General features: G+C 42.3%; 7 protein-coding genes and 1 tRNA gene. 4 read left to right on the top strand and 4 right to left on the bottom strand.

Features of this window, described 5'->3' with window-relative positions:
* Nucleotides 1–68 precede the first annotated feature (68 nt).
* Nucleotides 69–974, bottom strand: coding sequence for a LysR family transcriptional regulator (locus tag JMX91_RS00270; protein ID WP_201547101.1), 906 nt, complete (start codon nucleotides 972–974; stop codon nucleotides 69–71).
* 308 nt (nucleotides 975–1,282) lie between these two features.
* On the opposite strand from JMX91_RS00270, the gene dld reads away from it, so the two are divergent.
* Both dld and JMX91_RS00260 read left to right on the top strand, forming a co-directional pair.
* The gene (gene dld, locus JMX91_RS00265; RefSeq protein WP_265089141.1) at nucleotides 1,283–3,034 is read left to right on the top strand and encodes a D-lactate dehydrogenase; all 1,752 of its coding nucleotides are present in this window, start codon (nucleotides 1,283–1,285) and stop codon (nucleotides 3,032–3,034) included.
* A gap of 310 nt (nucleotides 3,035–3,344) precedes the next feature.
* Nucleotides 3,345–5,027: an NAD-dependent malic enzyme gene (locus JMX91_RS00260; protein ID WP_201547100.1), complete on the top strand. Its 1,683-nt coding sequence runs from the start codon at nucleotides 3,345–3,347 to the stop codon at nucleotides 5,025–5,027.
* Between the two features lie 309 nt (nucleotides 5,028–5,336).
* On the opposite strand, the gene JMX91_RS00255 is transcribed toward JMX91_RS00260, so the two are convergent.
* The 3 genes from JMX91_RS00255 to JMX91_RS00245 all read right to left on the bottom strand — a co-directional run bounded on the left by JMX91_RS00255 (nucleotide 5,337) and on the right by JMX91_RS00245 (nucleotide 6,883).
* A tRNA-Arg gene (locus tag JMX91_RS00255) sits at nucleotides 5,337–5,412 on the bottom strand.
* A 73-nt stretch (nucleotides 5,413–5,485) separates the two neighbouring features.
* Complete coding sequence (locus tag JMX91_RS00250; RefSeq protein ID WP_201547099.1) at nucleotides 5,486–6,292, bottom strand: hypothetical protein; 807 nt, start codon at nucleotides 6,290–6,292, stop codon at nucleotides 5,486–5,488.
* Nucleotides 6,293–6,358: 66 nt separating this feature from the next.
* Nucleotides 6,359–6,883, bottom strand: a complete 525-nt coding sequence (locus JMX91_RS00245) for a hypothetical protein (RefSeq protein ID WP_201547098.1) — start codon at nucleotides 6,881–6,883, stop codon at nucleotides 6,359–6,361.
* 440 nt (nucleotides 6,884–7,323) lie between these two features.
* On the opposite strand from JMX91_RS00245, the gene JMX91_RS00240 reads away from it, so the two are divergent.
* A complete protein-coding gene (locus tag JMX91_RS00240; RefSeq protein ID WP_201547097.1) occupies nucleotides 7,324–11,847 on the top strand; it encodes an exodeoxyribonuclease V subunit gamma in 4,524 nt (1,507 codons plus the stop codon).
* 76 nt (nucleotides 11,848–11,923) lie between these two features.
* Nucleotides 11,924–16,447 (top strand): UvrD-helicase domain-containing protein, encoded by a 4,524-nt coding sequence (locus tag JMX91_RS00235; protein WP_201547096.1) that lies wholly within the window; start codon nucleotides 11,924–11,926, stop codon nucleotides 16,445–16,447.
* Nucleotide 16,448: the final 1 nt, after the last annotated feature.

Here is a 16,448-nt window from a genome sequence, read left to right as displayed (position 1 = left end):
GCGCGTAAGGATTGCATTAGCGGAGAAGCAGCTAGAGTGGACAAGCCTATTGATCTGTCTAAAGGTTATTAGCAGTAGTAAGCCTGTTTTTGATGTAATGATTCTCGCAGATGCGCTACAAGCAGTTTCAATTTTTGGTCCGGTTGCCGTGCCTTGGGGTAAACCGCATACATGCCCATTTTCTTTCGTGTAAAGCGTTGCAAAATCTGAGTGAGCGTGTTTTGCTGCATCTCTTCATAAACAAGCGCTTGTGGTAAAAAGGCAATACCTAGGTCGCTGAGCGTGGCTTGTTTAATCGCATTAAGATGATTGCTATGAAACCGACCCTGTACAGGAAGCAGTTGCTCCGTGCCATCTATATATAGCGGCCATATACCATTCGCCGTATGATCAAACTTATAGACCAAACACTCATGACTCCGTAATTGTTCAGGGGTTTGAGGTGTACCGTGTCGCTCTAAATAGTCTGGTGTTGCACATATGACCCACTGGCTATCTATAAGACGTCTTGCAATGAGTGATGAGTCTTCAAGCTCTGCTGTCCTTATCGCCAGATCAAATCCTTCTTCTATCAAATCAACCAATCGATTGGTAATCTGTAAATCTACTGATATTTCTGAGTGTTGTTTACAGAATTCGGCAATGGATTCACTCAATATTAGATTTGCAGAGACTGCTGGCATGGTTATACGTATGTTACCTTTCATGTCCTCACCGTAGCCTGTCACAGCATTTTCAGCTTCCTGAAAGGCAAATTTAGCGATTTTAGCTTTGTCATAAAGCGTCCTTCCTGCATCGGTTAAGCTTAACTTTCTGGTTGTTCTATAAAGTAGCTGAGCATTTAAGCTCTCTTCTAATCTTGCAATGCGTTTGCTTACCACTGAATTCGTTAATGACAGCTTTTCAGCGACCCGAGAAAATGACCCTTCATCAACCACTTGGACGAATAAAACCATATCGTCAGCTTTGCCCATACTTGTTCCCCAATTGGTGTAATACGTTTTAGATTATAGCAAAAAAAGAAAATAACATTGTCCTTTGATGCAATATATCAATGTATTGACAAGGCGTAGAATATTTTAGGGAATTTTGAATATTTAATCGATACACTGATGAGCAATTACTGTATATGACGGTTTAAAAGGTTCTAATCACTATTTTACCTACCATCTATTATGTATTGTTCTGCGGAATAATCGTTATGGCTACCATTTACATTTTCGGTTTTCAAGGTCCTTTAGCACCATAAAGCACATGTAACCTCCAAGATAAAGAGATTGATATGCATTCATCAAACCTTTTCTCATCAAATATGCCTTCTCAAGACATCATTAGCCCTGATCAAGTGTTAGACAAGCTGACGAACGTATTAGGTGCTAGCAATGTACAAGCAGATCCAGAGAAAAACGAGCACTATAGAATGGGGTGGCGTTCTGGCGGCGGAGCTGCATTGGCCGTTTTGTTTCCACAAAAGCTGCTGGAGATTTGGCGTAGTCTAGAAATATGTGTGGAAGGCGACTGCATTATTATCATGCAAGCAGCAAAAACAGGGCTGACTGAAGGCTCAACCCCGAGCGGTAATGACTACGATAGGCCAGTGGTGGTGATTAACACCCTTGCAATGAACCAGTTGTATTTGGTGAATGATAACGAGCAAGTGATTAGCTTACCTGGCGCCACGTTGCATCAGTTGCAAAGTCAGCTTGAAGCCGTAAATAGAGCGCCTCACTCCGTTATTGGTTCCTCGACATTAGGTGCGTCTATTATTGGCGGTGTCTCTAATAATTCTGGTGGGGCACTGGTTAAAAGAGGTCCTGCTTATACCGAGCTTGCTTTGTTTGCCCAAATAGACAAGCACGGTCAGCTAGTGCTGGTTAATCACCTAGACGTCGAGTTAGGAGATACTCCAGAAGAAATACTTACTAACCTACAAACAGGTAGTTTTGACAAAAGAGCATTACCTGACACTGGTAAGATGGCATCTGACAAAGAATATATCGCCAGAGTCAAAGACGTTAATGCAAGTACGCCAAGTCGTTTCAATGCTGACAAGCGAAGACTGTATGAAGCAAGCGGCTGCGCTGGCAAGCTAGCGGTATTTGCAGTGCGTCTTGATACCTATCCAACGGCTGTAAAAGAGAAAACCTTTTATATAGGCACCAACAGTGTGAGTGAGCTTGCACAGCTCAGAAGACAGATACTATCGAGCTTCGATAATATCCCTGAAGTGGGTGAGTACATGCATCGTGATATATTCGATGTATCCGCTAAATACGGTAAAGACACGTTCTTAAGTATTAAGCATCTTGGTACCAATGCCTTACCTCGACTGTTTTCTATCAAAGGCGCTATGGATGCAAAATTCCATAAATGGTCATGGATGCCAAAGCATTTCACTGACAAAGTCATGCAGTTCATCGCCAATATATTTCCAAAGCATTTACCGAAGCGAATGCTAGAGTATCGCGACCAATATGAGCATCATCTTATCTTAAAAATGAGTGATGCTGGCATAGCAGAAGCACAGGATTTTCTGAAGGTATTTTTCGACGCTTCAAATACGGGTAGCTATTTTGAATGTAGTCAGCAAGAGTCAGAAAGTGCCTTTTTACATCGCTTTGCCGCTGCAGGTGCTGCATTACGTTATGAAGTCATACATGAAAAAGACATCGGCGATATATTGGCATTGGATATTGCTATACCACGTAACGAATTAGAATGGCTTGAAACCCTACCTGAAGACATTGAACAACACTTAGAAAAGAAGCTGTATTACGGACACTTCTTTTGTTATGTATTCCATCAAGACTATATTCTGAAGAAGGGTAGTGATGCACACCTTGTTAAAAAAATGATGTTAGAGCTACTGAGCGCACGCGGAGCCAAATACCCTGCTGAGCATAATGTCGGACACCTATACGAAGCAGAACCTGATTTGCAGAACTTTTATAAAAGCTTGGACCCAACCAATACCTTTAATCCGGGTATTGGTAAAATTTCGAAAACCAAACGCAATTGCTCGTGTTGTTTATAACTGAACCTTAAAACTGAACTATAAAATTGGTATTAGGCTGATTATTTATCAGTAGCTAAGTTGCTGAATAGTTCAGTGTTTGTCCATTATAAATTGTTCAATACACCCTCAGAAGCACTGCCGATTGGTAGTGCTTTTTTATTATTTCTCGGTAAATGTATCAGTGGCCTCGAGTTCAGAAGCATATTTATTCAAAATGATTTTGTTATCTATTGTTAAATACCAGTCGATGCTATGTATAATGCAGCACTAGCATAGCTTTCACTCAGTATGGCTTTCACTCATATGCCTTTAATAAGAAGATTACATTATGTCAAACAAGCGTCCTTTATATATTCCTGTTGCTGGACCCGCTCTTTTAGAGACACCTTTATTGAATAAAGGTAGTGCTTTTTCATCAGAAGAACGTAGTAGCTTTAATTTAACGGGGCTATTACCTCATAATATTGAAACGATTGAGGAGCAATCATTACGTGCTTATCATCAGCTGAGCTCATTCACTGACGCGATGGATAAGCATATTTACTTGCGTAACATCCAGGATACCAATGAAACCTTATTTTATCATCTGATTGAGCAGCATATCGAGGAAGTCATGCCGCTCATTTATACCCCAACCGTTGGTCAGGCGTGTGAAAAATTCTCGCAAATTTATCGTCGTAAACGTGGTTTGTTTATCTCATATCCTGAGCGTCACAAAATCGACGATATGCTACAAAATGCCACCAAACAAAACGTCAAAGTGATCGTTGTTACTGACGGTGAACGTATATTGGGTCTGGGGGATCAAGGTATTGGCGGTATGGGCATTCCAATCGGTAAGTTGTCTTTATACACGGCTTGTGGTGGTATTAGCCCAGCTTATTGTCTACCTATTTTGCTGGATGTCGGCACCAATAACCAACAGCTACTTGACGATCCTATGTATATGGGCTGGAGAAATCCGCGCATCTCTGGCGATGAATATAATGAATTTGTAGAATTGTTTATTCAAGCCGTTAAGCGCCGTTGGCCAGAAGTGTTATTGCAATTTGAAGATTTTGCTCAGGAAAACGCGACCCCGTTATTGAATAAATATCGTGATCAGCTATGCTGCTTTAATGATGATATTCAAGGGACTGCTGCGGTATCGGTTGGTACTCTAATTGCAGCGTGTCTAAATAAAGGTCAAAAACTTAGCCAACAGAATATCGCATTTTTAGGCGCAGGATCTGCGGGTTGCGGTATTGCTGAGCATATTATTCGCCAAATGCAGCGTGAAGGTTTGACTGAAGAGCAAGCTCGTAGTCAAGTATTCATGGTTGATCGCTATGGCTTATTGACAGATGGCATGACAGAGCTGCAAAAATTCCAAGAACCATTAGTACAAAAAGAATCAGCTATTGCAAGCTGGGACAAAAGTAAGAAACTCGGCTTAGCGCAAGTGGTTAAACAAGCAAAAATCACCGTATTATTTGGTGTTAGCGGACAAAAAGGTCTGTTCACCCAAGAAGTGATCGAATCGCTATGTGCTAATACTGAGCACCCAATTGTACTACCACTTTCAAATCCAACGTCTCGTGTGGAAGCAACGCCGCAAGAAGTCATGAATTGGAGTAAAGGTAAGGCAATTGTTGCAACGGGTAGTCCGTTTCCTCATACCACTTATAAAGGTCAGTCTTTTGAGGTGTCTCAGTGTAATAACAGCTATATTTTCCCTGGTATTGGTCTAGGTGTTTTAGCAGCACGTGCGACAGGTATCAGTGATAATATGCTAACGGCAGCAAGCCAAGCCCTTGCAGATATATCAATGGAATACGAAAAAGCACCTGGTGCCATCTTACCGCCGATCAAAGTTATCAGAGAGATCAGTGAAAAAATAGCGTATGCAGTGGCACTGCAAGCGGCTCAAGATAAACTAGCACTACCTATCACATCGGAAAATTTACAACGCCGATTAAAAGCGAACTTTTGGTTACCTGAATATCGTAACTATCGCCGTACTTCTTTCTAAGTTAGAGATTAGATAGTTAGCTATTATCAATATTGCAAACACCATAAAAAATCACCTTAACTTGAACAGTTAGGGTGATTTTTTTCTATGCATTAATATAAAACTATAAGGTCTGTATGGTCGCTTATTTTGGTGGTGAGTTAGTCAACGCCTTGATAATTTCAGATATTTTAAAGGTATTCTAAGAGGTGTTAGTCGATACCTCTATCGTTAAGGTATGGAAGGTCAGGGTGTATTATCGACACGCAATAAAAAACCCTTGTAGCATAAGGCTTACAAGGGTTTAATCGGTACTAATCATATCTTAATTGGTGCGCCCACCAAGACTCGAACTCGGATCGATCGCTTAGGAGGCAACTGCTCTATCCTGTTGAGCTATAGGCGCATTATGGAGTGACATTGTAGAAAAAAGCAGTCATAAAAGCAATCAACAAAAGATAAATAAAGAAAATTTATCCTTACTCACCATTGCTAAGCGCGTCAGTGACATCTACAGCGTGATCACCTGATGCACTTTTTGCCTGTGAGGTTGGTTTAAATAAGTCATTTACACTGTTCTTATAACCACTTATATTCTCATAATCATATTTTTTTAGTATATCTTGACCTGTGCTCGATAGTAAAAAATTACGGAAGCTAATAGCAGTTGTATCGTCTGTCAGGATGACACCTTCAAGCGCTTGTTCATCTTTTAGCGCATAGTTAAAGGGATTTAGAGTGTGTATCTTTTTATCTTTATTATGCATACGGGTATCATTATTCTTGTCAAAAGCATCATTTGTACCAACACCCTCAATGCTTTTTTGACTTTGACCATTTCTATCTTGTGCCTGTTGCAATTCTGACTGTAGGAGTGATACCCGTTCTGTAGATAGGCTATCGTCATTGGTAATAATCATATCTGTATCAAACACAAAGTCAGAGAGTTTGTCTTTGGTCGAACCACTACTTGGTACTGTGAGAAGGTCGTTAGAGGAGACATAGCTCGCTAGCACTTGCACGTGCGGATAACGAGATTCAAAGCTCACAATGATATCGTCCAAAGGTACCTGTAACTTCTCCTCTGCTCGAATATATAAAACACTGTCAGCAATCTCTCTTGAATCATCACCTTTCGTACTAGGGTCTGCTTCACTTTCACTTGCCATGATTGGCAATGGGTCTGTGTTTTTTCGATTACTGGTCCACAACCAAATAAAGACCGCGATAAAGATTGTGAGCAGCAGCAAGATTAGCCCAGCCAGCAGTAGTTTGTAGTCTTTCATATATTACTGCTCTTTTATTATTAGTTGATTCATAGCAAATTTTATATACAGGGTGGTATCTAGTTTTTAAAGCTTTTGTTCTAGTACTTCATCGGTCAATTCAGCCAACATGTCTGCAAAGATATCCGTGTCCGCAGAAGGGGTGGATACTTGTTCTTCATTAACTTCACTATTTTCATCAGTATGGTCATTGGTTTGGCGATTTATTAGAGAATCAGATCGGTCATTTAATACTTTGGCAGGCGTAGTAGTTTGATGCGCTGCTAACGGCGATTCACCGGTTAACAATCTGTCTTTTAACCATCTAAACCCATGTGCCTCCCACCATGCTTCGAAACGTGGCAACGTGCTACCACGTACCGCTACAGGGAGATCTAGCGTTCTCAATTTCTGCGCAAGTACAGGGTCGCTGATAGCTTGATGAATGCTCAAATAAAGTGAGCTACTATCATCCGTATAGGGTCGTCTGTTTTGCCATGATCTGTCATCGATTTTCATACGTGGCAGTTGCCACAACTCACCGCGATAATACACGACGTATAAGCGTTGTTTTGGATGGACAAAAATGGCATCAATGGGACGCAATGGCATAATATTAAGTAATCCCGTCAATAGAAAGTATTATTTAGATACAGGTTGTAAAGGGCAATTTAAAAACCACAATGAGATTATTTCATAGTAAATATGAATGATAGTATAAAACGACACTAAATGTCGCAAGATTATTATAATATCGGCATCTACACTAGTAAACGATAACCATCAATGGCACACTGATAGCAAATTTGGCAAGTCAACGTTATCAATGGATATGTAGAATTTGCTACTATGATTGTTTTTGTTTATGGCACTCATGCTAGCAGAAATGCATCATAGTAACGACCATCAAGCATGGATTGATGAGTATCGATTTTTGTTTTGTCTAGATGTTTTATGGTGTTTTTGACATTGAATACAGACATCTCATCTACAAGTGAAGCCTTTTTTATTAATCCTAATATCTCACCTTTATTGCAATCAGATTATTGTCTATGTTCACTATTATTCAGTCGCACCGTACCGAAAACCTCGTTGATCAATTGCTTGTACAATACCAGTCCAAGGATCAGCCGGTTTTTGAACCCTTCATCGTCATTGTACCGTCAATGGTATTGGGCGATTGGTTGGATAAAACTATTGCTAGCCGTGCTGGTATTAGTACCTTGGTACGTACTAAATTTTGGGGTCAGTATCAATGGACACTGATGCAAGATGTATTGACCCGCCATAATACGTACTTACTGTCGCGAAACCCTGAAGCGACAACTCTAAATGTACCCGAAGTGGCAGTGTTATCACCGACAGTAATGCAGTGGCGATTGTTTGGTTATTTGACTTATTATCAAGAGACAATCGTTGCAGATGAAAAGCATCCAGTTCATCCGTTGCTAGCATCTTTGATTGATGACCCACAGGCCAATGCTCAACAAGACAGCTTACAACAGGATAAGGCGCAACAAGATGCTCGTATTTGGCAGCTGGCAAGCGATTTGGCTAGGGTGTTTAACCGCTATTTGACTCACCGTGAGGATTGGTTGGCATTATGGTCGCAAAATAAGCCGTTGAGCGTACGTGAGTTGATAGCAGATAAAGACGCCTTATCCCTGCGTTTTGATAAGTATGCGCGCGGCACGCCTGAGTGGTTGGTTGAGCATTATGTTGAGTTAGAAATCGCCCAACGATTCTTGTGGTCGCATTTGTTTGCTGATGTTCATCTACACCGTGTGGCACTAGAGCGTGCGTTTTGGTCAGCTTTAAAAGGTAATAAGGCGAACGAACGTGCTCAGTTGCCAACCATACTGCGTATTTTTACCATCCAGCAACTGCCACAGACCGAGCTTGATTTTCTACAGCGCTTGTCACAATACATGAATATCACGCTATTACATTACAATCCATCAAAGCTGTTTTGGGCAGATATCGTTGATAAATCATGGTTACAACGCCAGCAGATTATCAACCCTGAGAGTGTGTTTTTGCGTGATTACGGTCACAGTTTGCTATCGCGTTTGGGCAAGCAGTCGCGCGATGCGTTTGCCATGCTTGCCAATTTATCAGGTAATGAGCAATACGACGATGCGCTAGTCGAATGGCAAGATAACTTTGATAATGGTGTAGATGATGCGCTCGTTCAAGGCATGTATGAAAGTGTCGTTCCTGCTGAAGACGCTGTCAGTACTCAAGATACGCAAGGTAACCTGAGCTTATTAAAACGTTTGCAAAATGATGTGTTGATGCTTGATGAGCAATCTACTCAGCAAGCAACGGCTGCTACAGTCTCACAAGCAGTAAGTAAGCAGATAGAGTCAAGCTTTGATGAAGCTAAGCCAGCAACGGCTTGGTATGAAGATGAAGCGTTAGAGAATAAGCGTTTTGAGAAAGACCGTTTTTGGGCAATCTCTTCCCAAGATAATAGCCTAAACATTCATTCGTGTCATAGTTTGCAGCGTCAGCTTGAAGTATTACGTATTATGATTGGTCGTTGGCTAAATGAACCTATCAAACTAGGTGAAAAGAAACGCCATATCTCCGACATCGTTGTGCTGCTACCTGATGTTGAACGTCATCATGCATTGATTGGGTCTATCTTCGTCAATGGTAAGGGTCAAGACGGCTTGACTTTGCCTGCTAAAGTGACTGGTGTTGTTGACGCCGATATTCGCCAGTTATGGGAAGCGATTATCGGTTTTTACAAACTATTGGGTAGCCATAGTGCCCGTTTTGAAGCAGCTGAAGTCTTAGACTGGTTGATGTTACCGCCCTTGTTTGAAAGCTTTGGACTGACTCATGAGCAGATGAGCCGTGGCTGTGATTTGTTGGTAGAGGCGGGCTTTATTCGCGGTTTTGACGAGCTGCATCTTAAGCAAACTTTAGACAGTAATGACTACGACTATCGCTTCAGCTTTGCACAGGCATTAGACAGATTAACTTTAGGTCTGGTCATGCCAGAGGCTGAGTTGAGCGACTGCTTATATGATCTAAATGACGATGAATGGCCAAGTACAGCTTTACCAGAAATGACCTTGCCGTTACCACAAGTGAGCCTAAATGATGCGTTGATTGTTGAAGCGCTTTGCCGTATTTATACTGGTTTGGTTGCACGACGTGATGATCATACACAAAAAATGAAAGCGGAAGATTGGCTCGATCAGATTGAGACACAAGTTATCCATCGCTACTTTGGCGATGTGGATCAAACGCGTACCATGCGCGCCATCTACAACGCGATGAATGGCTTTAAATCAAGTCTGCGAGCCAATCGTCACTATAGGCAGTACGCTAGTGGTGATGTCGACAACAGAGAAGTAGAGCAGAGGCTGGCAGGTGTGGAGCAGTTGCCGCTTAAGCTGAGCTTTATGCTAGACAGTATTGAAGCAGAGCTTGAAAGTCAGCAGGTCAGTGCCGAGCCGACAGGTGTGATTACCTTTGGTCGATTCGGTGCATTAAGAAACGTGCCGTTTGAGTTGGTGGTGATGCTCAATATGGATCTCTCTGAGTTTCCTGGGCGTGATCGTGATAATCGCTATGATTTGATGAAAGCGACCAATGCACGCCGTGGTGACAGAGTCAGTGAAGATGATGACAACGGCGCATTTTTAGATGCGCTACTGTGCGCGCGCAGTGCTTGCTGGATGTTCTACAATGGTCAAAGCTTGACGGACACTCATGAGCATCTGCCTGCCAATCCAGTGAGCGAGCTATTGCAATTCCTACAAGGCGAGGTGCAATGGCAGGTGAACTCGCTTGAAACATTACCTGAGAATATTGATCCCACCACCGAAAGCCTCAAGCGCTATTTGCCTAAGTTGATTAAGCAGTGGCTAGTGACTGAGCATCCTGCACTTCCTTTCCATGAGAGTCTGTTTGAGACAGAAATTGAAGGCACTGATGTTTCCGAGCAAGCATCTCCTGATATTGGTGACAATGCTAATGCCAACGTTAATGCCAATATTAATATCAATGCTCAGGATACCAGGCCTGTCGATATGATTGATGAGCTGGATACTTTATTAAATACAGCCATGCGCAAAACCAAACTGGCTCAGAAAAAGCAGTTTCCGCCTGCACCGCTTTGGCAAGCGGTGTTTGACACATTAAAAGGCCGAATATCTAGTGAGCATAAAGAGTTGGTAGGCTTACCCACGAAGGCGCAGTATGAGTCAATCGCTCAGGTGTTGGGTCAAGGCTTGGGTCAGCTAGGTCAAGTAGACAATCAAACCTTGTCTGCATTGGCTGAATTGTTGGGGTTCGACACAGTTGTTGATGCTCCTAGCGATGTCAGTGGCATGACAGAGGTGCTCATCCAAGTGTTGTCCGATAGCATATTTAACATAGGAGAGATAGATATTGAAGGGGCATTGGCTTACCAAGTGCGCCATCCTGCCAAAGCATTCTTACGGTCTCAAAAGGTGCATGTGGTACAAGGTGAAGAAGCATTGTCGCAGCAAGAGCCGCTATTCTTAGACAGTTTAACTACCTATCAAATCAAAGATCATTTGATTAAACAATTGGTTACTGATGAGAATAAGAAGAATGATAGTGATGCAGCGGATAAAACTACCACTCCAATTCTGATGTATCAAAAAATTATGCCCGCTGGTGTTGCTCGCCAAACCACGCTACCCAATCAACAGAAGAAACTGCAACAGCAATGTCTAGAGTTCAAAGAGCAGTTAACGGCTAATGGCTTTGATGAAAGCAGTATTATCAACGAGAGTAAGGCAGATAGTAGCAGTGTATTACAGCTACTGACGCCAACTGCCGAGCATCCCGTTCAAATAGAGCTAAAAAATATACTTAGTAGCACTGACAACGAGTCAAAGCACCAGACGAATATAGACGGTATGAAAACACTGCTTAAGCTGTTGCCAAAAATCATTAAGATCAAAGGCTCAGTACCAATATTGGCACCCATATCAGTTACTCAGGCGAGCGTGCCTTATGCTCAGCAATCACCCAAGCAGTGGTTAAATATACTGCCCAATTCTGCCAGTCCTAGGCATTTACTCAAGTTTTGGTTGTCACATTTATATTGGCAAGTGGCTAGACGTACCACTACCGAGCAAGTAGCCTCAAATGATGGCGTAAGTATTTGGCGTTTTAATAAGCCTAGCTCACAAGTCAAAAAGTATGACAAAGTCATCGCCTTTAAACTAAGCCCGATTGTATATGAAGATGCAGTCATTGAGCTGATAAAATGGGCAGTTTTTGGCAAGTTAACGGGTCAAGTACCCATTACTTTATTACCAGAATATGCACTTAACTACCTTGATAAGTATCTAAAGCCTGAAGAAAGTGACGGTAGTAGCTACTGGCCAAAACGGGCCGACTTCTCCGACTGGTTAAGACCTAACTATAACTCAGACACGGTATACGATACTTGCTCGCAGCATGCTATTTGGCAGTACGTGCTACGTGACCAAGATGCGTTTAAGGCGTTATCATCAGCGTTGACTACATTAGCCCAGCCACTGTATGAGCCGATGTTTAACGCGTTAACTAACTTAGATAGTTAGCCCATTATCTATAGCAGCCTCTAATTAGTTTTTGCTATTTTGTTCTAATAAATAATAATTAAAAGTATGCGCCTATATGACAGACTTTACCGATCCAACCAATACCATTGACTCGTCTACACAGCCGAATTTATTTGATGAATATTCAGATGAACTGACTTTATCTGCTGTGCCTGAACGTAAAAATGATGTCATACCGGCAGTTGATGTTGATCTAACGGGCAAGCACCTAATCGAAGCCTCAGCGGGCACGGGCAAAACTTGGACGTTGACCGGTATTGTACTACGCCTACTGATCGAAGCGCGACGTGCGCCAGAGCAGATCATTGCCACGACCTTTACTCGAGCTGCCGCTGCCGAAATGCGTCAGCGTATCCATGATCGTTTGGTAGATTTTTATCAGCTATTACAGTGGGTCAATAGCCTAAGTGCTGATACTGGCAATAAAGAGAGTCTCTATCCCAACATACTGCAAGTTATGCCTGAGGGTAATAAAGACGCACAAGCAGGCAGTAATTCAGACGTAGACGCAAACGTTGAGACAGGCATTGACGATTTAAATCAAGACCTTGCTGCTGATAAGCAAGCGGCGGCTGAGCAACGTAAACAAGCAAAAAAAGACCGCGAAGATTGGTTGGTTAATCAGGCCAAATATGTGCGCTTAGATGGCATTATGCAAGATCCTATTAACTTGCATCTCGTCGGCTATTTGCTAGATCACGTGTACAGTTACCCCATGGCGGAAGCTATCAGGCGCACTGCATTGGTACTAACCACCTTGGATAAGCTATTTGTAGGTACGCTCGATAGCTTGGCGCAAAAATGGTTGACTGAGTACAGTAGCGAAACTGGTCACCAGCAGGGCATGGGCATTATTGAAGACAACAGTATTGAGCAGGTGACTGATAGTATTATCCATGATGAGCTGCGTCAGTTTCAGAGCCGCTTATACTATAAGCAGCCTAAACTTTACGCGCTAATGGATCAGCAAGGTAAGCTGTCTGCAGTAGGCGATCATAAAAAGTATGTGACTCGCTCGCTTAATTTTATCTCTGCGCCGATTGATGAGATAAGAATTGAGAAAGGCTTTGACTTTGATGCATACGAAAAACTAATTAATGAGTTTTCTCAGTTAGATTTAGTAGATATCCAGCCTTATTTAAATCCTGATTATAGAAAGTCTCAAGGATTCCGTGGAGGTTCTAATTTAACCAAACAGTTTGATGCCATTATCGAGGTGCATCAAAAGATATCGCAGTATCAGCTGACATTTAATAGCTATTTAAATGAAAGCGAGAATAAGATTCTGACATCATTGCAGGATTCTAGATATCCCGATGAAGATGGTAAAATTAAGAACTTTAATAAGAATAAAGAAAAAGAGCATCAGACACTTTTTGAGTTAGAGACTATTAGTAAGTTAATGGCTATCTTAGACATGCTTGATAGTTTAAATCAGCATATTTTGTTGGTATTGGCCAATCTTAACCGTCATATTGTGCTGGCTGTGCGTAATAGACTGCCAGTTATTTTGGAAGAGCGTGGCGAGACGACCTTTAGTTTGCAGATGGTACGCTTAAACCAAGCATTAACTGGTCGCCAAGGAGATAAGCTGGCGCGTTATATTCGTCATCACTATCCTGTGGCATTGATTGACGAGTCGCAAGATATCAATGGCGAGCAAGCCATTATGATTGAAAGCATTTATTTGCCAAAGAATAAGCGTAAACAGTCGGACAGTGACAAGCAATCAACCACTGACAAAACCAATCATGAGTTTCTGCTATTGGTTGGTGATCCCAAACAGGCTATTTATGGGTTTCGTGGTGGCGATGTAGCCAACTACAACTACATGAAAGCCCAGTTTGATAAAAGCGCCCTTTGGACGCTTGATATCAATCGCCGTTCTAATGCGGGTGTGATTAACGCATTGAACTGCTGGTTTGGTATGGCTGATGCCACAACTGCTGAGAATAAGCTGTCGCAACTAGGAACCGGTATTCATTACCAACATATCAAAGCGGCAAAACCAGAATATGAGCTGTCTTGGTTTAATGAGTCAAATAGTCTGGATGATGTGCTGGTGACAGAGGTGCTTTCTGCTCAGCCAGTGAGCTTATTGCACCTGCCTTATGATAAGGACAAAGAGTTTGATTATGATGAGTATGAAATAACAGCTCGCCATATAGCCACTTTGCTTAATAGTGGTCAGACACTTAAAGGTAAGCCGATTCAGCCGAGTGATATTGGGGTGCTAGCACGTGCCAAAAAAGATCTGAAAAGAGTCGAAGACGAGCTAGTAAAACTCAATGTGCCGACCTTGACCACCAGTGATGTCAGCATATTTGAGACTATCATGGCAGAAGATGTAGCGGCGCTACTGAGTGCTATGCTATATCCGTATCGTCATGACATGATTAATCGGGTATTGACCAGCCATCTATATGGACTAAGTATCAAAAACATTAAAGCCATGATGACGGATCATGAGTCAGGAATTACCGAGGGTAGTAGTAAGCCAAGCGCCCATGCAAACCATTCTAGTTCGAAAAATCTCTCAACTAATGAAGCTACTGATACTAAAAAAAGCTATCAAGACTTTATTACCTATCTAAAAGAAGGTGCCCAGCGTTGGCAGCACTTTGGCATATTATCGGCGCTACATTATTTATTAGATAAAAGTCCCGTGCAGCCGCAAGGCGTTTGGCAGGCCCTAGCTGCTCATCCAGAAGGTGACCGTCATATCATGGACTTGCGTCATGTGATGGACATCTTGGCGCAGTATGGTCTAGGTATGGGTGAGTATGAGTTGCTGGCGTGGTTCAGGCAGCAGATAGATAAAGCGCCTAATAGTGATTGGGCTAAGCAATATCCGCTACCGACAGAGTCTGGCGTGCAACTGATGACCATTCATAAGTCAAAAGGGCTTGAATTCCCTATTGTCTATGTATTGGGAATGGGTGATGCCAGTAGGAAGTCTGGTAATAAAGAAGACTATGGGCTGTATTTATACAACGCGCAACAAGCGCCCTCAGCGCTAGTGCGGCAGCCGATAGACAGTCAATCGACGGGAAATCAGCGCCGCTTCTCACCACTGCAAGGCTCTGCCACGGTTGAGGATTACTATACTGATATCGAAACACAAGAAGGTTTTGATGAGATAAGGCGGCTTGGTTATGTGGCATTTACTCGGGCCAGTGAGCAGCTTTATGTGGTGCTGCGAGATCCGAGTAACAAGACAGGGTTTGAGCTAAAGCCAGTGTTTTATTGGTTTGAATCGTCAGAAGCAAAGTTCGAGCTACCTGATAGGCTCAAAGGCATTGTAGGCATGCTCAGAGGGCATAAGGTTAATGAGTTCTATGACAATAATTACGCAAGCAATGGTGCTAGCTCAGCAGGTATAAATGACAAAGTTCATATGGCTGCTACCAAGTCAAATGCTCATAAGCCTACGACAGAAGCTATTGAGTACGCGCCCTTTGCCGAGGTTATGAAAACCAATTATTTTTATGGCTGGGCCAAGACCAGTTTTACCGCCTTAGCGCGTCAGCTAGATGAATCTACACAAGCAATGGCGATAGTGGATGAGCGTATTGATGATGCGATAGATATTGATATGACGGAGTCTTCAGCTTCAGACCTTTCTTCACTGAATAGTAAAGAGTCTCTCGAACAAGACAGTGAAATAAGCCTCAAGTCAGAAGATGATATCCGCTTTACCTTTGTAAAAGGTGCTAATGCCGGTACGTTTTTGCATGAGATATTTGAACAAATCGATTTCACCAATAAAGCCCAGTGGCATCAGGTTATTGATAGAGCGATTAATAGCTATCAGTTGCCGCTGATATATAGCAGTGCTGAGCAGCAGAGCCGCAGATCACAAGGTAAGAAACAAAGAGATAGTGATGGGTTTGATCTTGAGTCAATAGATACAACCAAGCATGAGGCATTAGTTAATTGGATTGAAGAGGTGCTGCATGCGCCACTGTTAGCTTCTAATCAACCTTTGATTGCTCTTGATAAAGGTAAGCGATTTGCCGAGTTAGAGTTCAACATGGGATTGTCAGAGAATTTTAAAGCACAGGATATTAGTAAGCTTTTCCAACAGTGTTTACCTGATGAAACAGATAAACACGTCACTCTAGTCCCACAAAACAAAGCACATCTGTATCGTTATTTGCGTGGTGAGATTGACTTGGTGTACGAGCATGCTGGCAAGTATTATGTGGTCGATTATAAGAGTAACTTTCTAGGAAATAGCCTAAGCGATTACGATGAAGATACCCTCAAAAAAGCAATGTCTAAAGCGGGGTACTGGCTACAAGCAGCAATCTATCAGGTAGCATTGCATCGGTTCCTTGCTATGAGAATCAGTGATTATACGGGTAACGAAGATAAGTACTTAGGCGCTGTAGAGTATGTGTTTTTACGCGGTGTGTATGACCCGAATGCTCAGACAGCTACTATGCCTACATCGCAAAATAGGGCTCAGTCTAACCACGATAGCTTGAGTAGTAATAGTTGCTATGGATTGGTTACTTGGGATATTCCCATTGCCTTTATTAAAGGTCTAGATGCATTGTTTGGCCTGCCGGATTAAT

It is taken from the genome of Psychrobacter sp. Pi2-1, from assembly GCF_904846645.1.
Lineage (GTDB): Bacteria > Pseudomonadota > Gammaproteobacteria > Pseudomonadales > Moraxellaceae > Psychrobacter.
This window is presented reverse-complemented; position numbering and strand designations above follow the sequence as displayed.